This is a genomic window from Pseudomonas fluorescens, from assembly GCF_040448305.1.
GTDB classification, from domain to species: domain Bacteria; phylum Pseudomonadota; class Gammaproteobacteria; order Pseudomonadales; family Pseudomonadaceae; genus Aquipseudomonas; species Aquipseudomonas fluorescens_BH.
This window is the reverse complement of record NZ_CP148752.1, coordinates 39,066-57,194: the sequence shown is the minus strand read 5'-3', so window position 1 is coordinate 57,194 and position 18,129 is coordinate 39,066. Positions and strand designations below refer to the sequence as shown.

The following is an 18,129-nucleotide window of genomic DNA, read 5'->3' as shown; positions in this document are numbered from 1 at the left end:
GGCACACCGCGTTATCGTTCTTCGCGAGCAGGTCGGATCGCCGCACCGTCGCTCCCACAGAAGGGCAGGCGTTCATTTCACTTCCGGCGGCGTGGTGAAGGTGTGATACGGCGCCGGCGACGGAATGCTCCACTCCAGGCCTTCAGCCCCATCCCACGGCTTGGCCGGTGCCGGCGGGCCGCCGCGAATGGTCTTGATCACGATGAACAGGAAGAAGATCTGTGTGGCGCCGAACATGAATGCGCCGATCGACGACACCATGTTGAAGTCGGCGAATTGCAGGTTGTAGTCCGGAATCCGTCGCGGCATGCCCGCCAGCCCCACGAAGTGCATCGGGAAGAAGGCCAGGTTCATGCCGATGAACGACAGCCAGAAATGCAGCTTGCCCAGGGTTTCGTCGTACATGTGGCCGGTCCATTTCGGCAGCCAGTAGTAGGCCGAGGCGAAGATCCCGAAGATCGCCCCCGGCACCAGCACATAGTGGAAGTGCGCGACCACGAAGTAGGTGTCCTGGTACTGGAAGTCCGCCGGGGCGATGGCCAGCATCAACCCGGAGAAACCGCCGATGGTGAACAGGATCACGAACGCCACGGCAAACAGCATCGGCGTCTCGAAGGTCAGCGAGCCTTGCCACATGGTGCTGGCCCAGTTGAACACCTTCACGCCGGTAGGCACCGCGATCAGCAGAGTGGCGTACATGAAGAACAACTCGCCCACCAGCGGAATGCCGACCACGAACATGTGGTGCGCCCAGACGATGAACGACAGGAACGCGATACTCGCCGTGGCGTAGACCATCGAGGTGTAGCCGAACAGTGGCTTGCGCGAAAAGGCCGGAATGATCGAACTGACGGCACCGAAGGCCGGCAGGATCATGATGTACACCTCGGGGTGACCGAAGAACCAGAACACATGCTGGAACAGCACCGGGTCTCCGCCACCGGCGGCACTGAAGAAACTGGTGCCGAAGTGGATGTCCATCAGCATCATGGTCACGCAACCCGCCAGTACCGGCATCACCGCGATCAACAGGAACGCGGTGATCAGCCAGGTCCAGACGAACAGTGGCATTTTCATCAGCGTCATGCCGGGGGCGCGCAGGTTGAGGATGGTGGCGATCACGTTGATCGCCCCCATGATCGAACTGATCCCCATCAAGTGGATGGCGAAGATGAAGAAGGTCACGCTTTCCGGCGCGTAGGTGGTCGACAGCGGCGCATAGAACGTCCAGCCGAAGTTCGGCCCGCCACTCGGAGTGAACAGGGTCGACACCAGCATCAGGAACGCCGCCGGCAACAGCCAGAAGCTGAAGTTGTTCATGCGCGGCAGGGCCATGTCCGGCGCGCCGATCATCAGCGGGATCATCCAGTTGGCGAGGCCGACGAAGGCCGGCATCACCGCACCGAAGACCATCACCAGGCCGTGCATGGTGGTCATCTGGTTGAAGAATTCCGGCTGGACGATCTGTAGCCCCGGCTGGAACAGCTCGGCGCGAATCACCATCGCGAACGAACCGCCAAGCAGGAACATGGAGAACGCAAACCACAGGTACAGCGTACCGATGTCCTTGTGGTTGGTGGTCAGCACCCAGCGCATCAGGCCTTTGGCGGGGCCGTGGGCGTGGTCGGTGGTGGTATGAACATGTTCATCGATTACAGCAGTCATGTTCTGTCTCCTGCAAACAGATGGGCTGGGCAGGCCGGGGGACGTAGCCCCGACCGGTTCCTTAAGTGCGCAATAGACCGGGTCATTTGCTTTCCGCCTGTTTCAGCTCCAGCACTTCTTTAGGCGTGACCATGTCGCCCTTGTTGTTGCCCCAGGCGTTACGTTCATAGGTCACGACCGCCGCGATATCGACTTCCGAGAGTTGCTTGCCGAATGCGGCCATGGAAGTGCCAGGCTTGCCGTGGAAGACAATGCTCAGGTGAGCGTCTTTCGGTCCGGTGGCGATTTTCGAGCCCTTGAGTGCCGGGAACATCGGTGGCAGACCCTGGCCTTCGGCCTGGTGACAGGCCACGCAGGTGGTGTGATAGACCTTGTCGCCGCGCTCTTTGAGCTCGTCGAGCGTCCATTCCTTGCTGGTCAGCTCTTTGAGCTGCGCGGCCTCGGTCTTGCGATCGGCCAGCCATTTTTCGTAATCGGCCTTTTCCTTGACCTCGACCACGGTCGGCATGAAGCCGTGATCCTTGCCGCACAACTCGGCGCACTGGCCACGGTAGATGCCGGGTTTGTCGATACGGGTCCAGGCTTCATTGACGAACCCGGGAATCGCATCGCGCTTGACCGCGAAAGCCGGCACCCACCAGGAGTGGATCACGTCGGCGGAGGTCACCAGGAAGCGCACTTTGGCACCGACCGGCAGCACCAATGGCTTGTCGACTTCGAGCAGGTAATGCTCGCCCTTGGCTTCCTTGTTGTGGATCTGATCCTGGGGGGTGGTCAGGTTGCTGAAGAACTCGACGTCCTGGCCCAGGTATTTGTAGTGCCACTTCCACTGGTAGCCGGTGATCTGGATATCGATTTCCGGCTCGCTGGCGTCGTACATCTTGATCAGGGTCGCGGTAGCGGGAATAGCCATGGCTACCAGGATCAGGAAGGGCACGATGGTCCAGAGGATTTCGACGGTGGTGCTTTCATGAAATTTGGCGGCCACCTGCCCGGTCGAGCGGCGGTGGAGAATCATCGACCAGAACATGGCACCAAAAACGATGATGCCGATCACCACACAGATCCAGAAAATGATCATGTGCAGGTCGAATACTTCGTGACTGATTTCAGTCGCTCCAGGCGCCATATTCACAGTCCAGGCCGCTTGCGCCTGACTGAAAATCGACCACAACAGGAGGCCCATCCAGACATGTGGATGTCGCATCATTGCGGGTTCCCCTTATCGTTCTTGTTATCCCGCCGGCTTTCACCTGCGGCAAGGGAGCGGCTGCATCAGACTACGAACTTGAGCACCGGGCCTTGCTGCATATGCAGTCGGGCGTCATCAGCTAACTCCATTCCACCCCGAGTATAGACAGCACCTCTGACCTCGCAATGCGAAGGCGTAAATCATCTGAAACAGCATTAACTTGCTTTGCAGGGTACGAATGGAGAAGGATGCAGACGAGTGGTGGCTAATCGATATAACGGGGCCGTCTCAAGGATGAAATAATTATGACAAATGCGTCTTAGCATTTTTCGTAAGCCAGCTAAGTTATGTCTTCCCTATTTCATTGCCTTGTTTCCTGGAGTTTTCATGAACACCGCCGCATTGCGCGAGCAGATCCAAAAAGCCCAACAACACGAAGCCGAGACCGGCCTGCTGACGCGTCAGCTGGAAAGTAAACTGCCTCATCTGCACCCGGCGATCCAATTGCCGGAGACCGATACCAACGGCGTACTGACGCGATTTGTCGCCGCCTACATCGAAGAAGTGCCCGATCTGCTGGATGCAGCCAATGAAGTCGCCAGGGAAGCGGGCATTGAGTCACAGATCAAACCGGTGCTGGCAATCGCCGAGCAGTACTTCCTCCAGCCGCCAGCCATCATGGCCGGCCATGTCGGGCTCGACAGCCTGCTGGATGAAGCCTATCTGGCGCACCGGTTTGTCGAAGAGGTCAATGACCTGTACATCAAGCATTTCGGCCAGCCACTGATCCCCTTGGACATGACTGTCGCCAACCTGATTGCTCACCAATTGATCGGTGAGTCGTTCGCCAACCAACTGGACGAAGTGGTGCATCACGCCATCGACGAGATGCTCAACGACGAAAGCTTCGCGCTGGAATCGGTGGAAGCCTACCGCGAGAAGCTCAACAGCCCTGACACCGGCGCCGCGTGGAAACGCTGGCCGTGCATGTCCCGCCGCTTGGGCGTAGGCCTGGAACTGGATCAGCCGGCGGCTTGATCCATCGGTAAACACAATCCCCTGTGGGAGCGGGCTTGCTCGCGAATGCGGTTTCACATCCAACATATGTGTTGGCTGATCCACCGCTTTCGCGAGCAAGCCCGCTCCCACACTGTTATCTACCCGGCCGCGCCGACACCGGTATTCGTCCGCACCCGCCCCTCAAGTCTGCGCTTCAACCCCCGCGATTCAATCATCAGCTTCGAACCCTTGGCCGCATTCGCCCGCCCCCATTCCTCCAGCAACTCCAGACACGAGTGATCGATGTAGCTCAGATTATTGAGCGGCACATGCACCGTCGCGCCTGGTGGAATACTACCCAGCACCTGGGTCAGCGCCGGCACTTTGAGGAAGGTCGCTGCGCCTGCCAGGCGCAATTCCATTTCCCCTTCCTGAGGCAGGTCGATCAGGCTGATTTTCAACCGCGAAGCTTTCAGCGCCAGTTTCACCAGCGTCAGGCCGAAGCCAATCAACACGCCAGTCAGCAGGTCCGTGAAAACGATGGCGAGCGCAGTTGCCGCATAGGTGAACATCGGCGCCCGACCATACCGGCCCAAACCACGGAAGACCTTGAGATCCACCAGCTTGAAACCGGTGTACACCAGCACGCCCGCCAGGCTCGCCACCGGAATGCTTTGCAGCACGCTGGACAGCAACAGCACGAACGCCAACAACCACAGGCCGTGGAAAATGGTCGAAAACCGCGTGGTTGCTCCAGCCTGAACGTTCGCCGAGCTGCGCACGATAACCCCGGTCATAGGCAAAGCCCCTAGCAGGCCACACAGCATGTTGCCGATACCTTGCGCCGACAATTCCCGGTCGAAGTCCGAGCGCTGACCACTGTGCATGCGATCAACCGCGGCGGCTGAGAGCAAGGTTTCGGCGCTGGCGATGAAGGCCACGGCAAACGCCGCGATCAGCAAGGCCGGATCAGCCAGGTTGAGCAGATCCGCTGGCTTCAGCCAGTCGATGGCCTCCGTCAGGTTGGCCGGAACCTCAACCCGTTTGACCTGCAACGCCAGCACCAGGCTGGCAAGCGTGGCCAGACCGACGCCGAGGAGCGCGCCAGGAACGAAGCGCAGGGATTGCGGACGGAATTTCTCCCACAGCCACATGACGGCGATCGTCGACAAACCGAGCAACCCGGCTTGCCAGCCAAACGTGGGCAACGCCTGAGCCATCGCCGCCGGGAAGGCCGCCAGGTTATCCAGGCCCGAGGGTTTGGGCACGGCATCCAGCATTACATGCACCTGAGACAGCACGATCAGCACGCCAATCCCGGCCAGCATGCCGTACACCACCGCGGGTGCCGTCACCCGAAACCAGCAGCCCAGCTTCAAACGGCCAGCCACCAGTTGCAGTAAACCCGCCAGCAACAGAATGGGCCCAAGCATGGCGATGCCGTGCTGGCGGACCAATTCGAATACCAGAACGGCCAGGCCCGCCGCCGGACCGCTGACTTGCAGCGGCGAGCCGGCCAACCAGCCGACCACCAGACCACCGATAATACCGGTGATCAGACCTTTGGCTGGCGGCAGCCCCGAGGCAATCGCGATGCCCATACACAGGGGCAGGGCGACCAGAAAAACAACCACCGAAGCCAGCAGCTCCCGTGGCAAAACAGCTTTGAGTCGAGCAGCACGCATGGTGAGTCTCCCGAAGTTTTCTTCAGGCATGGCAAAGCCAGGCTGCCTGAACGGCAGCCTCGGCTGAACCACACAACGATTTAGGAGGGTTTAGAAGCGCGCTTTGGGCGTCGCCACGGGAATTGGCAGGCTGCCATTGAGCGGCAGGAAACAGCCTTGATCGGCGTCGTACGCTTTGATTTCGCTGGTTTCGATGTTGTAGACCCAGCCGTGAATAAATAACTGACCGTTGGCCATGCGCGATGCCACCGACGGATGGGTGCGCAGATGCTGCAATTGGGCGATCACATTCTCTTCGGTGAGGATGTGCATGCTTTCGCTTTCGCTAGAGCAGTTGCAGTTCTCCTGCACCATGGTTTTGGCCACTTCGGCATGACGCAGCCAGGCTTTGACCGTGGGCATTTTTTCCAGACTGTCCGGGTTGAGCACCGCGCGCATGGCGCCGCAGTCGGAATGCCCGCAAATGATGATGTGATGCACTCCCAGAGCCAGTACGGCGTACTCGATGGCCGTGGAAACACCACCGTTCATTTGCCCGTAAGGCGGCACGACGTTGCCGACGTTACGGGTCACGAACAGGTCGCCGGGGGAGCTCTGGGTAATCAACTCGGGAACGATGCGCGAATCGGCGCAGGCAATGAACATCGCTCGTGGCCGCTGGGCCGTGGCGAGTTTCTTGAAGAGCTCTTCCTGCTGGGGAAAGACCTCATGATGAAAATGCAAAAAGCCGTCAACGATGTGCTGCAACGCTGCATCGGCGGTTTCCGCCTCGGGTTGGGCTGAAGCCGACGCAGCCAACGGCTGTTTATCCTTGTCACTCATGATTCATCCTCATTGGCGGAGTCAGGGAATCTTCCCGTGTGGTCCGGTGCGAAGCCAGTGGCTGGTTAAAAACATCCAGGTCAAACATCTCGACCCATCAGTCACTCGATGAACAAGGTAGCGGCCGAATCTTAATTGAAACTGAATAAAACGCTCTAGGACGCGTGTTCCAGGTCACAAAAAACGTGACCAGCCTAAGACCTGAGCGCGCTCTTCAGTACTCAACCATAGGCCAATTGTCCTCAAATCAACGACATTTGGCGACCGGGCGGACAAAAGGCATTGCAGTCCAGGTCAAAGCCTTCCCGTCGATTGAGCCCCAGGCGCTTGATGGTTTTGGCAAAGCGCTGTGCCAGCAGGTCGGCGAAGGGGCCTTCGCCGCGCATTCGAGCACCAAAGCGGCTGTCGTAGAGTTCACCGCCACGGCTCTGACGAATCAGGCTCAGCACATGCGCCGCCCGTTGCGGATAGTGGGCACCCAGCCATTCTTCGAACAGCGGCGCCACTTCCAGCGGCAGGCGCAACATCATGTAAGCAGCACTTTGCGCCCCGACCGCATGGGCCTCGGTGAGCAGGCTTTCGAGTTCGCTGTCGTTGATCATCGGAATCATCGGTGAACACAGCACGCCCACCGGAATGCCCGCCTCGCGCATCACCCGGATCGCCCGCAACCGGGCCTTGGGCGCCGCGGCGCGGGGTTCGAGGATGCGCTTGAGCTCGTCATCCAGTGTGGTCAGGCTGATCATTACCGCCACAAGTCTCTGGCTGGCGAGCTCGGTCAGCAAGTCCAGGTCGCGAAGAATCAGCGAGCCCTTGGTGACGATAGTCACCGGGTGTCGGTAACGCAGGAGTACTTCGAGGGTTTGCCGGGTGATCCTGTATTCACGCTCGATCGGTTGATACGGGTCGGTGTTGGAGCCGAGGTTGATCGGCGCACATTGATATCCACGCCTGGACAATTGCTCCTCCAGCACGTCCGCGGCGTTGGTCTTGGCGATCAGTTTTGTCTCGAAATCCAGCCCCGGTGACATGTCCCAATAGGCGTGACTGGGGCGCGCATAGCAATAAATGCAACCGTGCTCGCAGCCTCGATAGGGGTTGATCGAGCGATCGAAGGGCAGGTCCGGCGATGTGTTGCGGGTGATGATGGTTTTAGCCGTCTCGATGCGCACCTCGGTGCCTTGAGTCATTGGCGCTTCCTGATACCAGCCGTCGTCCTCGGCCACCGAGTGATTCGGGGCAAAGCGGTTGTGCGGGTTGGTGGCAGTGCCGCGGCCGCGGGGAGGTTGAGGGGTAACCATCGACGGGCTCCTATATCTGTATATTCATACAGTATCCGAGACAACGCATGTCGGCCAGTACCGTTCAGCCTGTGGTTCGACGGCAGATCTTTCAGGACAGCTTTATCAGGTAACTAGCAAATAAACGAAACATATAGACCGTGGCTGAATTTAATATCAGCTCGTATATTCACACCTCCAATTAATCCCCGACACAGAAAAAATAAAAGGATTTATTTATGTCTAACATTAATCAGCGCGGTATTTTTCTTCAACTTATGCGGCCGAACGCTTCGGAGCCTAATACACTTGTTTCGTTGCAACTTGCTCGCAAGGAGACAAGTTGGGATGCAGAGAATGAACAAGAAATCGAAGCTTTGGTGGATTCGGTTTATTTTACAGCTGTCTCCACCGACCGTGGTGAGTCTTTCAGTATCCGGACCGTTGGCAAGGATGTTGACGGGGACGGCGATATTGATGCGGATGACAAAGCAAAGCTTCTTGCCTTGGCTAAAGCCTACGCCAGTATCACCAATCCCTGAGCCCTGACTTTCGAGTCTTCGGAATATGAATATCAACGCTCATAGCTGATTGCATGTGAGCTACCCAATGCATTCAAGACAGCCGCGAGGACAAAAATGTCTACTCCCATAAAAACCGGTGCTTATCTACAACAAATAGAAACACCGCAAGATGTGCAGGTAATTGTCAAACTAATAAGAGCAGACAAACACCCGGACAAAACTATGGAGCAATTCGCTGATATCCTCGCGAGTGCTCCCACCGTTACGCTTCATATAAAAGACGGCGGCAAAACTTTAAAGCTCGACTTGGATCCTAAGTCCGATATTAATGTCACTCCAGACAATTGCATCGACGAAAAGGACAATGCAATTCTCACGGATGTAGCACTCGCCTTTTATCAACAACAAATAATTGTTCCTGAGGGCATTGCGTACCTTTATCGTCTTCCCGCTGAACCACCCGAGCTTCGAGTAGATGTTGAGGTATTTGACATTGATGAAGATGATCATCAACTGTATAGCCGCGTTGTGTTCGAGACCAAGTCAGCGGATGCCGGCTTGTCTTTTGAAGGTAGTGAGCGTAACCCTCTCACTGGACAGGTGTTTGACTATGGGGCCGCACTGAACGAGTTGCTCAAAGCATTCATCAAACTGAAACTGTAACCTGAGCGCGGACTTCACGATTCTTTGACGGTCCGCTCACAGGCCTTTGACCGTGCATGACTGATCCTTGCCACCATCTTCCCGTCCCTTTCTGAACGGTCGCTCAAGCATGCCTTTACCACGTTTTTTATCTGCAATATGCCTGTCGCTGGTCGCACTCGTTAACCTGACATCGGCACTTGCTGACGACAGTGTGATGCAGCGTCCGGCAGACTGGGCTCAACCGGTCGAGAAGCAATACAACCTCTTTCAAATGTCGCCGACCCTCTATCGCAGCGCCTTGCCGGACAAAGGGGCAGTGCCGCTGCTGGAGAAACTCAAGGTCGGGACGGTAATCAACTTCTTGCCCGAAGCAGACTCCAGCTGGTTGTCCACGCCAGGCATCACGCAAGTACAACTGCCTTATCGCACCAACCATGTGGATGACGCCGATGTGCTCAAGGCCTTGCGTGCCATCAAGGCTGCCGAAGCCAAAGGCCCGGTGCTGATGCATTGCAAACACGGTTCCGACCGTACCGGCCTGATGGCAGCCATGTACCGGGTTGTCATCCAGGGCTGGACCAAGGAGGAGGCACTGAACGAAATGACCCAGGGCGGCTTTGGCGACAGCACCCACTTCAAGGACGGCATTCGCTACATGATGCAGACCGACGTGGAAAAACTGCGCACGGCCCTGGCCAATGGCGATTGCAGCACCAGCCCGTTTGCCGCGTGCTCAATGAAGAGCTGGTTCAAGTCCGCTCACATCGAATAAGAAAAGCCCCCGTTGCATGGCGCAACGGGGGCTTTTTTTCACTCAGTGCTGTTCGTCCGGCTTTTTCTTCAGTTTCGGGTTCGGGAAGAACTGAACCGCCTGAACCTTGGTGTCGGCTGGTTTGAGTGCGCTGGTATTAACCCGCGTACCCAACTCCTTGGGCACCGACAGCCCTTGCTCATTGAGTGTGTCGGAGTAACCGCAGGCCACGCACTCTCGGTGCGGGACCTGGTCTTCGTTCCACATCATCAATTTGTCCGGCTCGCTGCATGCCGGGCAGACCGCCCCGGCGATAAAGCGTTTTTTCGTAATCACAGGTCCCTCACTCATGCTGCCGCGTCCTCACTCAGGCCGCTGTGGCGCAAGAGTGCGTCAATTGATGGCTCACGACCACGGAAGTCGACGAACAGCACCATCGGCTCCTGGGAGCCGCCACGAGCCAGGATTGCTTCGCGGAAGGCGCGACCGGTGTCGGCGTTGAGCACGCCTTCTTCTTCAAACTTCGAGAACGCATCGGCCGACAGCACTTCAGCCCATTTGTAGCTGTAATAACCCGCGGCATAACCACCGGCAAAGATGTGCGCAAAGCTGTTGGGGAAACGGTTGTAAGCCGGTGGACGCATCACCGAAACCTCGTCGCGCACGCCTTCGAGCACTTGCAGCACGCTACGGCCGTCGCCGTGGGTGGCGTGCAGTTCGAAGTCGAACAGCGAGAACTCCAGTTGGCGAACCATCATCAGGCCGGACTGGAAGTTTTTCGCTGCGAGCATTTTCCCGAGCAAGTCCTGAGGCAGCGGCTCGCCGGATTCATAGTGACCGGAAATCAGCGCCAGGCCTTCCGGCTCCCAGCACCAGTTCTCCATGAACTGGCTTGGCAGTTCGACCGCATCCCAGGCCACGCCGTTGATGCCGGACACGCCAGCATGCTCGACGCGGGTCAGCAGGTGATGCAGGCCGTGACCAAACTCGTGGAACAGGGTGGTGACTTCATCGTGGGTCAGCAGTGCAGGCTTGCCGCTGTCGGCCGGGGTGAAGTTGCACACCAGGTTGGCCACCGGGCTTTGCAATACACCGCCAGCGGTGCGACGACGGTCGCGTGCGCCGTCCATCCACGCCCCCCCACGCTTGTTGGCGCGGGCGTAGAGGTCGAAGAAGAAGCGGCCGACGTGCTGGCCGTTTTCCTTGATTTCAAACAGGCGGACATCCGGGTGCCAGGTGTCGAAACCTTTCTGCTCGGCAATCTCGATGCCGTACAGGCGCTGGACGATGGCGAACAGGCCGCTGAGCACCTTGTCGATCGGGAAGTAGGCGCGCAGGGCTTCCTGGGCCACGCTGTAGCGTTGCTCACGGAGTTTTTCACCGTAGAAACCGCTATCCCAGCTTTGCAGATCCGGGCAGCCTTGTTCGGCGGCGTAAGCCTTGAGCTGCTCCAGATCCTGGGCAGCGAACGGCTTGCTGCGCTTGGCCAGGTCGCGCAGGAAACTCAGCACCTGATCGCTGGATTCGGCCATTTTGGTCGCCAGGCTCAGCTCGGAGAAACTGCTGAAACCCAACAGTTTGGCCAGCTCCTGACGCAGGTCGAGGATTTCTTCCATGACCGGGCTGTTATCGTTCTGGCCGGCATTCGGCCCCTGGTCCGACGCACGGGTGCAGTACGCGGCGTAGACTTCTTCACGCAGCGCGCGGTCCTGGGCGTAGGTCATCACCGCGTAATAGCTCGGGAATTCCAGGGTGATCAGCCAGCCGTCCAGATCCTTGGCCTGAGCCGCGGCGGCCATTTGCGCCTTGGCCGAATCGGTCAGGCCGGCGAGGGCGGCTTCATCGGTGATGTGCTTGGTCCAGGCCTGAGTGGCATCGAGCAATTGGTTGGAGAAACGGCTGCCCAGTTCGGACAGCTTGCTCTGCACTTCGGCGTAACGCTTCTGTTCGGCTTCCGGCAGGTCGATACCCGACAGACGGAAGTCACGCAGGGAGTGTTCCAGGATAGTTTTCTGCGCCACGTCGAATTCGGCAGCTTCCGGGCTGCTGGCCAGGGCTTCGAAAGCCTGGAACAGTTCGCGGTTCTGGCCCAACTCGGTGGAATAGGCGCTCAAGGCCGGCAGGCACGACTCGTAGGCTTCACGCAGTTCGGCGCTGTTGCAAACGGCGTTGAGGTGGCTGACCGGGCTCCAGGCGGCACCCAGACGGTCATTGAGTTCGTCCATCGCCAGCACCAGGCCAGCCCACGTTGGCTGTGTGACCTGGGTCTTGAGGATCTCGACGATGGCGGCACGGTTGTCAGCCAGGATCTGTTCAATGGCCGGTTGTACGTGTTCAGCGCGGATGGCGGAGAACGGCGGCAGGTCATAGGACTGCAAAAGAGGGTTGTTCACGCTCACGGTTGATACCTTGGCTGGAGAAACATGCAGCCATCTTAATTACAATCGACGTTCACCGCAGCTATCAGCAACAGAGAGAAACCCTATCGTGAACCTTCGCAAGTATCAGAACCACACGCCGCTGCTGGGTAAAGGCGCTTTTGTCGATGGCTCGGCGGTGGTGATCGGCGACGTTGAAATTGGCGAAGACAGCTCGGTCTGGCCGCTGACAGTGATCCGTGGCGACATGCACCGCATCCGCATCGGCGCGCGCACCAGCGTGCAGGATGGCTGCGTGTTGCACATCACCCACGCCGGGCCGTTCAACCCGGACGGCTATCCGTTGCTGATCGGCGATGACGTGACCATCGCCCACAAGGTCATGCTGCATGGTTGTTCGGTAGGCAGCCGGGTGTTGATCGGCATGGGCAGCATCGTCATGGACGGCGCGGTGGTCGATGATGATGTGATCATCGGTGCCGGCAGCCTGGTGCCGCCGGGCAAGCATCTGCAAAGCGGCTTCCTGTATGTGGGCAGCCCGGTGAAGCAGATCCGCCCGCTGGCTGACAAGGAACGTGCCTTTTTCACCTACAGCGCGGCGAACTACGTGAAGCTCAAGGACCTGCATCTGGCCGAAGGCTACGACCAGCTTTGACCTGTCCCCCTTTTTCAGGATTCGACATGCATTACCAAACCGTTTTGTTCGACCTCGATGGCACCCTCACCGACCCGCGCGAGGGCATCACCCGTTCGATCCAGTTCGCCTTGGGCAAACTGGGTATCGATGAGCCGGACCTGGCGAAACTCGAACACTTCATCGGCCCGCCGCTGTTGCAGGCATTCATGCAGTTCTACGACTTCGATGAAGCCAGGGCCTGGCAGGCTGTGAATTTCTATCGCGAGCGCTTCAAGGTCACCGGTCTATACGAAAACCGCGTATTCGATGGTGTCGCGCCGCTGCTGGAAAGCCTGAGCGGACAAGGGCGGCAGCTATACATCGCTACCTCGAAACCGTGGGTGTTCGCCCGGGAAATCGCCCGGCATTTCGACTTTGCCAAACACTTCAAGGTGATTTACGGCAGCGAACTGGACGGCACACGGACCAACAAGGTCGAGCTGATTGCTCACCTGATGGCCGAAGAAAACCTGGACCCGACCAACACCCTGATGATCGGCGACCGCAAGCACGACCTGATCGGCGCGCGCAGCAATGGCCTGGATGCGGCGGCGGTGGGTTACGGGTTCGGCAGCCACGAAGAGTTGAGCGCCGAAGCGCCGGCGTATCACTTTGAAACACTGGAAGCGCTGCATCAGGCATTTTTGAAACGCTGATACGACTGACCCCTGTGGGAGCGAGCCTGCTCGCGATGACGGTCTCACATGCAAAATCGATGTGTCTGACATACCGCTATCGCGAGCAGGCTCGCTCCCACAGGGGGACTGCGTAAGTCTTCAAGGTCTTGGCGGTGGGGCTAGCCTCTGTCCTTGCTCAATCGCCCAGCTCACCACCTGCGCGGTCAACTGATCGTTCGCCTGACCGAAACCGACCACCACCGCCGGGACCTGCACATCGCTGAGTGACTGGCGCACTTCAAAGCGGCGGCTGGCGAGGATGCGCTGGTCGTAACTGCGCACCAGCAATGCGTCCAGACGCACGACCGCGCTGACATTCGTGCCCTGGTATTCAGTCTGGAACGCCTGCAGGCTGCCGCCCAATTCAAGATCGGTCTGGAAAATGCTGTCATCGGTGCTCAGCAACGACACCCGTCCGTCATGCTGGAAACCTTCCAGCAGTCGATTGCGCACCAGCACCGGCGCCGGGTCGCTCCAGCGTGAGCCCTTGTAGTGGCTGATCACATCGCCCTGGGGAATCACTGCAATGTTCGGACTGTTCAACGCTTCGCTGGACTGGAATTTGCTCAGGCGCAGCGACCAGCGCTGCGGCGTGCCATGGCCGGCCGATGCGCTCTGGGCCGACGGCAATCGATAGACCTCGAAGGGCTCTGGCTTGGGCAGGATCGAGCACGAACCGATCAGCGTGAAGCCAGCGAGAAGGGCAATCCGAATCAGCTTCATGGCGTGAATTCCTTGGTCTTTTCACTACCCAGCAGGTAACCGCTGGGGTTGGCTTCCAGGCGTGTGGTAATGGTGCGCAACGAACTCAGGGTTTCGCGCATCTCACGCACGGCCGGGCCCAGGCCATTGAGACCTTGCATGCCGCTGTTGAGCGAATCCTGATTGGCGGTGATCAATTTGTTGAGGGTGGCGCTGCTCTCCTGCAGCGACTTCATCGCCTGCTCGGCGCTGCCCAGCGCCTCCTTGCCATGCTCGTTGAGCAGCCCGTTGGCATTGCGCATCAGCGCCGTGGTCTGCTCCAGCATGGTGTTGGCCTGCTTGCCCACCGAGGCCAGCTGATGCATGGCCTGACGGATATCGCCGCGCTGCTCGGCAATGGTCCCGGTGGTTTGCTCCAGATGCTCCAGGGTGTTGCTGATGCGCTCGATGTTTTCCGTGGAGAACATCAGGTTGACGTTATGCATCAGCGTGGTCACCCCGGCCATCAGGTTTTCGCTGTCATTGAGCAGGCGGGCGATGGGCGAGGGCGAGGCGACGATGGTCGGCAGGTTGCCGTCCTTGCCCTTGAGCGTCGGGCTCTGTGGCGTGCCGCCGCTGAGCTGGATGATCGAGGTCCCGGTGACGCCGGTCAGGGCCAGTTTGGCCTGGGTGTCTTCCTTGACCGGGGTATCGCCGGCCAGGCGAATTCGCGCCAGCACCCGACGCGGGTCTTTCGGGTCCAGCCGCAGCAAGATCACGTCGCCGACCTTGATCCCGCTGTACTGCACCGAACTGCCCTTGGACAAACCGCTGACCGCCTCGTTGAACACGACTTCGTAGTCCTTGAACTCGGTGTCGACACTGGACTTGGCCAGCCACAGGCCGAACAACAGAGCGGCCGTCACCACAATCACGGTGAACAGGCCGATCAATACATGATGGGCTCGGGTTTCCATGTCAGACCTCGTTGAGCTGTTGGGCGGCTGTCAATGCCGCGCGGCCGCGGGGGCCATGGAAGTATTCGTGAATCCACGCATCGTTGGTTTCCGAGACCTTGTCGATGGCGTCCGCCACCAGCACTTTTTTCTGCGCCAGCACCGCCACCCGGTCGGTGATGGTGTAGAGCGTGTCGAGGTCGTGGGTCACCAGAAAGACACTTAGGCCCAAAGCATCGCGCAGAGTCAGGATCAATTGGTCGAACGCGGCGGCGCCGATCGGGTCGAGACCGGCGGTGGGCTCGTCGAGAAACAGGATGTCCGGGTCCAGCGCCAACGCCCGGGCCAGCGCGGCACGCTTGATCATGCCGCCGGACAGCGACGAGGGGTACTTCTCTGCCGCCGACAGCGGCAACCCGGCCAGGGCCATTTTCACCGCCGCCAGGTGCTCGGCGTCGTTGCGGCTCAAGCCCGCGTGTTCGATCAGCGGCAAGGCGACGTTCTCGGTTACCGTCAGTGAAGAGAACAGCGCGCCTTTCTGGAACAGCACGCCGAATCGCCGCTCCACCAGCGAACGCTCGTGTTCGGACAAGGTCGGCAGGTTTTTCCCGAAGACTTTCACCACGCCTTCACTGGGCTGGCGCAACCCGACAATACTGCGCAGCAGCACCGACTTGCCGCTGCCGGAGCCGCCGACTACGGCGAGGATCTCGCCCTTGTACAAGTCCAGGTCGAGGTTCTCGTGCACGCTCTGGCTTCCAAAGCGGTTGCACAGCCCACGGACTTCAATCACCGCCTCGGAGGGCGCTCGGGGTACACGACTCACCAACCCATCTCCATGAAAAACATCGCGGCGATCGCATCCATCACGATCACCACGAAAATCGACTGCACCACACTCGACGTGGTGTGCGCGCCCACAGACTCAGCGCTGCCACTGACTTTGAAGCCTTCAAGACAACCGATGGCGGCGATGAGGAAGGCGAACACCGGCGCTTTGACGATCCCCACCAGGAAGTGCTGAACGCCGATGTCCGTTTGCAGCAGCGACAGGAACATCGCCGGCGAGATATCCAGCGCCACCGCGCAGACCACGGCACCACCGATGATCCCCGACAGCATCGCCAGAAAGGTCAGCATCGGCAGGGCGATCAGCAACGCCAGGACCCGCGGCACCACCAGCAACTCCACGGGATCGAGGCCCAGGGTGCGGATGGCGTCGATTTCCTCGTTGGCCTTCATCGAACCGATTTGCGCCGTGAACGCACTGGCGGTACGCCCGGCCATCAGGATCGCGGTCAACAACACACCGAATTCACGCAGGAAGGCAAACCCCACCAGGTCCACGGTGAAGACGGTGGCGCCGAAAGTGGCCAGCACCGTCGACCCCAGGAACGCCACGACGGCGCCCACCAGAAAAGTCAGCAATGCAACGATGGGGGCGGCGTCGAGACCGGTCTGTTCGATGTGGGCGATCATCGGCGTGACGCGCCAGCGCTTGGGACGGAACAGGCCACGGGCGATGGTTTCGATGATCAGGCCGACGAAACCCAGTAGTTGCAGGGTGTCCTGCCAGACGGCGTCCACCGCGCGGCCAATGCGGGTCAGCAACTGAATGGAAACGCTGACTTCCGGTTCCTTGATCGGTACGCAGAAATCGGTCAACGAGCAGTAGACGGTTTGCAGCAACGCGCGGTCGGCAGCGGAGAGTGTGCAATCAGGATGTTCGGCGGAGCGGCCGAGGCGCTCGGAGCCGAGCAGCTCGACCAACAGCGAGGCGCCGGCGGTGTCGAGGGCACCGAGACCATTGAGGTCGATGGGGGTGTTGGCGTCGTACTGGCCGTGGAGTTTTTCGCTCAACAGCTTGAGGTCAGCGTAATGGGCAAGCGTCCAGTCGCCCGTCACCCGCAACCGCGCAGGGGTAATCGACGTGTCCAATCGGGCATTGCCGGCCATTGTGCTGCTGATCATAAGCTCCGTGCTTGTTCAGTGATTACGCAGCTCTACGTAATAGCACGAACCGGACTACTTTTCTTTGATCGCTGTGCTGTCCGTGACTTTGAAGCGCAGCACGCCGATGACCTGGCCATCTTCGGTCAGCACCCGAACCTGCCATTTGCCGGCCGGGTTGCCCGGGAAGTTCTGCTTGTGGGTCCAGGCCCGGTAACCTTCCTTGCGCCCGCCACGAATATCCAGGGGGATGCGGTCGACCTCTTTACCGTTGAATTTCCAGACGTGATAAATCCGCTCGTCCAGGCCACGCGGGGCGTTGATCGCGGTGTACGCATAGAGCCCGCCACTGCGAATCTGCTCGGCGCTGACTTCGTCGAGGCTGACGCCAGGCGTGCGGTCCTGCATCTGCGTGCTGATGGCCACGTCAGTCATCCACAGCGTCGCCGGCGGCACCCACGAGCGCAGCGCCCAACCAACGGCGCCGATGCCCAGGGTGATACTCAAGATCGCCAGTGCATTGCGCAGGGTACGAATCGGGAAGATCGATGCCAGGCTCGGGAACGACAGCAGCACCGAGATACCCAGTGCCCATTTGAAACTTTGCGCGGTGGTCAGGTGCATGATCACCGGCAAGGCGGTGAGCAGCGCGGCGAACAGGGTCAGGGTGTGCAGGGCCAGAAACGCCCAGCGCCGTGGAGCCAGCCACTTGTAGTAGAGCGGGTCGATGATCGATATCAGCGCCGCGACGCCCAGCAGCCCGGTGAAAAACAACTGGCCGCTGTTCCACGTCGTGGTGATGAAGAAGAACGGCAGGACAAAGAACAGGCTTTCCTGATGGATCATCTGCGTCGCGTAACGCAGCAAGGGTTCCGGTATTTCGCGCTTGAAAATGCGCGTGAACAGCTTGGTCAGGCTGTTTTCCAGCATCAGCCAGATCCAGCTGATCAGCATGATGGTGGTGATCCAGCTCGCCAGGCCTTGCTGGCGATCGACCAGAATGAAACTGCCCACCCCGGAGATGAAACCACAGAGCGCAATGACCCCAGGGTAGCGCTTCATCAATTCGAGGATGCGCTGTAGGAAAAGGGGCAGGTTTTGCATTCGGCGGTTTCACAGTCGTCGTAGGAAAAAACCTCGACAGGGTACCGCTGGTGCGGCCCTGTGGCGAGGGTTCACGGTCAGTTACACCACGCAACCTGTGGGAGCGAGCCTGCTCGCGATGAGGCCAGCACATCCAACATTTTT

18 protein-coding genes are annotated in these 18,129 nt (G+C 59.3%); 6 read left to right on the top strand and 12 right to left on the bottom strand.

Features of this window, described 5'->3' with window-relative positions; all coding sequences use genetic code 11:
- Positions 1-72 precede the first annotated feature (72 nt).
- Both ctaD and coxB read right to left on the bottom strand, forming a co-directional pair.
- Positions 73-1,665: a cytochrome c oxidase subunit I gene (ctaD, locus tag WHX55_RS00260; protein WP_150753739.1), complete on the bottom strand. Its 1,593-nt coding sequence runs from the start codon at positions 1,663-1,665 to the stop codon at positions 73-75.
- A gap of 82 nt (positions 1,666-1,747) precedes the next feature.
- Entirely contained in the window at positions 1,748-2,875 is a 1,128-nt protein-coding gene (gene coxB, locus WHX55_RS00255; protein WP_150753740.1) for a cytochrome c oxidase subunit II, read from the bottom strand.
- Between the two features lie 369 nt (positions 2,876-3,244).
- Here coxB and WHX55_RS00250 point away from each other — a divergent pair, with 369 nt between their 5' ends.
- Complete coding sequence (locus WHX55_RS00250) at positions 3,245-3,895, top strand: hypothetical protein (protein WP_150753741.1); 651 nt, start codon at positions 3,245-3,247, stop codon at positions 3,893-3,895.
- Positions 3,896-4,014: 119 nt separating this feature from the next.
- Here the strand turns inward: WHX55_RS00250 and WHX55_RS00245 are convergent, their stop codons facing one another.
- The 3 genes from WHX55_RS00245 to WHX55_RS00235 form a co-directional block, all read right to left on the bottom strand.
- The gene (locus tag WHX55_RS00245; RefSeq protein WP_353741793.1) at positions 4,015-5,541 is read right to left on the bottom strand and encodes a SulP family inorganic anion transporter; all 1,527 of its coding nucleotides are present in this window, start codon (positions 5,539-5,541) and stop codon (positions 4,015-4,017) included.
- Between the two features lie 90 nt (positions 5,542-5,631).
- A complete protein-coding gene (locus WHX55_RS00240; RefSeq protein ID WP_102669518.1) occupies positions 5,632-6,363 on the bottom strand; it encodes a carbonic anhydrase in 732 nt (243 codons plus the stop codon).
- 242 nt (positions 6,364-6,605) lie between these two features.
- Positions 6,606-7,664 carry a PA0069 family radical SAM protein gene (locus WHX55_RS00235; RefSeq protein WP_353741792.1) on the bottom strand — a complete coding sequence of 353 codons (1,059 nt, stop codon included), beginning with the start codon at positions 7,662-7,664 and terminating at the stop codon, positions 6,606-6,608.
- A gap of 218 nt (positions 7,665-7,882) precedes the next feature.
- Between WHX55_RS00235 and WHX55_RS00230 the strand changes: the two genes are divergently transcribed.
- The 3 genes from WHX55_RS00230 to WHX55_RS00220 all read left to right on the top strand — a co-directional run bounded on the left by WHX55_RS00230 (position 7,883) and on the right by WHX55_RS00220 (position 9,584).
- Entirely contained in the window at positions 7,883-8,185 is a 303-nt protein-coding gene (locus tag WHX55_RS00230; protein WP_353741791.1) for a hypothetical protein, read from the top strand.
- A 96-nt stretch (positions 8,186-8,281) separates the two neighbouring features.
- Positions 8,282-8,830 (top strand): hypothetical protein, encoded by a 549-nt coding sequence (locus WHX55_RS00225; RefSeq protein ID WP_353741790.1) that lies wholly within the window; start codon positions 8,282-8,284, stop codon positions 8,828-8,830.
- A 109-nt stretch (positions 8,831-8,939) separates the two neighbouring features.
- Positions 8,940-9,584 carry a dual specificity protein phosphatase family protein gene (locus tag WHX55_RS00220; RefSeq protein ID WP_353741789.1) on the top strand — a complete coding sequence of 215 codons (645 nt, stop codon included), beginning with the start codon at positions 8,940-8,942 and terminating at the stop codon, positions 9,582-9,584.
- 42 nt (positions 9,585-9,626) lie between these two features.
- Here WHX55_RS00220 and WHX55_RS00215 read toward each other — a convergent pair whose 3' ends face one another.
- Both WHX55_RS00215 and prlC read right to left on the bottom strand, forming a co-directional pair.
- A complete protein-coding gene (locus WHX55_RS00215; protein ID WP_008018424.1) occupies positions 9,627-9,914 on the bottom strand; it encodes a YheV family putative zinc ribbon protein in 288 nt (95 codons plus the stop codon).
- Positions 9,911-11,962, bottom strand: coding sequence for an oligopeptidase A (prlC, locus tag WHX55_RS00210; RefSeq protein ID WP_353741788.1), 2,052 nt, complete (start codon positions 11,960-11,962; stop codon positions 9,911-9,913). The genes WHX55_RS00215 and prlC overlap by 4 nt, the downstream gene beginning before the upstream one ends.
- Positions 11,963-12,050: 88 nt before the next feature.
- Between prlC and WHX55_RS00205 the strand changes: the two genes are divergently transcribed.
- Positions 12,051-12,596: a gamma carbonic anhydrase family protein gene (locus WHX55_RS00205; protein WP_150728151.1), complete on the top strand. Its 546-nt coding sequence runs from the start codon at positions 12,051-12,053 to the stop codon at positions 12,594-12,596.
- A gap of 26 nt (positions 12,597-12,622) precedes the next feature.
- On the top strand, positions 12,623-13,273 hold the full coding sequence (locus tag WHX55_RS00200; protein ID WP_150728150.1) for an HAD family hydrolase: 651 nt from the start codon (positions 12,623-12,625) through the stop codon (positions 13,271-13,273).
- A 120-nt stretch (positions 13,274-13,393) separates the two neighbouring features.
- Here WHX55_RS00200 and WHX55_RS00195 read toward each other — a convergent pair whose 3' ends face one another.
- The 5 genes from WHX55_RS00195 to WHX55_RS00175 are packed head-to-tail and all read right to left on the bottom strand — an operon-like array spanning position 13,394 to position 17,985.
- Complete coding sequence (locus WHX55_RS00195) at positions 13,394-14,017, bottom strand: ABC-type transport auxiliary lipoprotein family protein (protein WP_353741787.1); 624 nt, start codon at positions 14,015-14,017, stop codon at positions 13,394-13,396.
- A complete protein-coding gene (locus tag WHX55_RS00190; protein ID WP_353741786.1) occupies positions 14,014-14,952 on the bottom strand; it encodes an MlaD family protein in 939 nt (312 codons plus the stop codon). The genes WHX55_RS00195 and WHX55_RS00190 overlap by 4 nt, the downstream gene beginning before the upstream one ends.
- A gap of 1 nt (position 14,953) precedes the next feature.
- Complete coding sequence (locus tag WHX55_RS00185) at positions 14,954-15,757, bottom strand: ATP-binding cassette domain-containing protein (protein ID WP_353741785.1); 804 nt, start codon at positions 15,755-15,757, stop codon at positions 14,954-14,956.
- Positions 15,754-16,902: an ABC transporter permease gene (locus WHX55_RS00180; RefSeq protein WP_150728147.1), complete on the bottom strand. Its 1,149-nt coding sequence runs from the start codon at positions 16,900-16,902 to the stop codon at positions 15,754-15,756. Before WHX55_RS00180 ends, WHX55_RS00185 begins: the two co-directional genes overlap by 4 nt.
- Before the next feature lie 54 nt (positions 16,903-16,956).
- Entirely contained in the window at positions 16,957-17,985 is a 1,029-nt protein-coding gene (locus WHX55_RS00175) for a DUF5924 family protein (RefSeq protein WP_150728146.1), read from the bottom strand.
- Between the last annotated feature and the right edge of the window lie 144 nt (positions 17,986-18,129).

Bases quoted from the DNA above. Each gene is read 5' to 3' on its own strand.
- ctaD (WP_150753739.1), bottom strand. From the start codon at position 1,665: ATGACTGCTGTAATCGATGAACATGTTCATACCACCACCGACCACGCC.
- coxB (WP_150753740.1), bottom strand. From the start codon at position 2,875: ATGATGCGACATCCACATGTCTGGATGGGCCTCCTGTTGTGGTCGATT.
- WHX55_RS00250 (WP_150753741.1), top strand. From the start codon at position 3,245: ATGAACACCGCCGCATTGCGCGAGCAGATCCAAAAAGCCCAACAACAC.
- WHX55_RS00245 (WP_353741793.1), bottom strand. From the start codon at position 5,541: ATGCGTGCTGCTCGACTCAAAGCTGTTTTGCCACGGGAGCTGCTGGCT.
- WHX55_RS00240 (WP_102669518.1), bottom strand. From the start codon at position 6,363: ATGAGTGACAAGGATAAACAGCCGTTGGCTGCGTCGGCTTCAGCCCAA.
- WHX55_RS00235 (WP_353741792.1), bottom strand. From the start codon at position 7,664: ATGGTTACCCCTCAACCTCCCCGCGGCCGCGGCACTGCCACCAACCCG.
- WHX55_RS00230 (WP_353741791.1), top strand. From the start codon at position 7,883: ATGTCTAACATTAATCAGCGCGGTATTTTTCTTCAACTTATGCGGCCG.
- WHX55_RS00225 (WP_353741790.1), top strand. From the start codon at position 8,282: ATGTCTACTCCCATAAAAACCGGTGCTTATCTACAACAAATAGAAACA.
- WHX55_RS00220 (WP_353741789.1), top strand. From the start codon at position 8,940: ATGCCTTTACCACGTTTTTTATCTGCAATATGCCTGTCGCTGGTCGCA.
- WHX55_RS00215 (WP_008018424.1), bottom strand. From the start codon at position 9,914: ATGAGTGAGGGACCTGTGATTACGAAAAAACGCTTTATCGCCGGGGCG.
- WHX55_RS00200 (WP_150728150.1), top strand. From the start codon at position 12,623: ATGCATTACCAAACCGTTTTGTTCGACCTCGATGGCACCCTCACCGAC.
- WHX55_RS00195 (WP_353741787.1), bottom strand. From the start codon at position 14,017: ATGAAGCTGATTCGGATTGCCCTTCTCGCTGGCTTCACGCTGATCGGT.
- WHX55_RS00190 (WP_353741786.1), bottom strand. From the start codon at position 14,952: ATGGAAACCCGAGCCCATCATGTATTGATCGGCCTGTTCACCGTGATT.
- WHX55_RS00180 (WP_150728147.1), bottom strand. From the start codon at position 16,902: ATGATCAGCAGCACAATGGCCGGCAATGCCCGATTGGACACGTCGATT.
- WHX55_RS00175 (WP_150728146.1), bottom strand. From the start codon at position 17,985: ATGCAAAACCTGCCCCTTTTCCTACAGCGCATCCTCGAATTGATGAAG.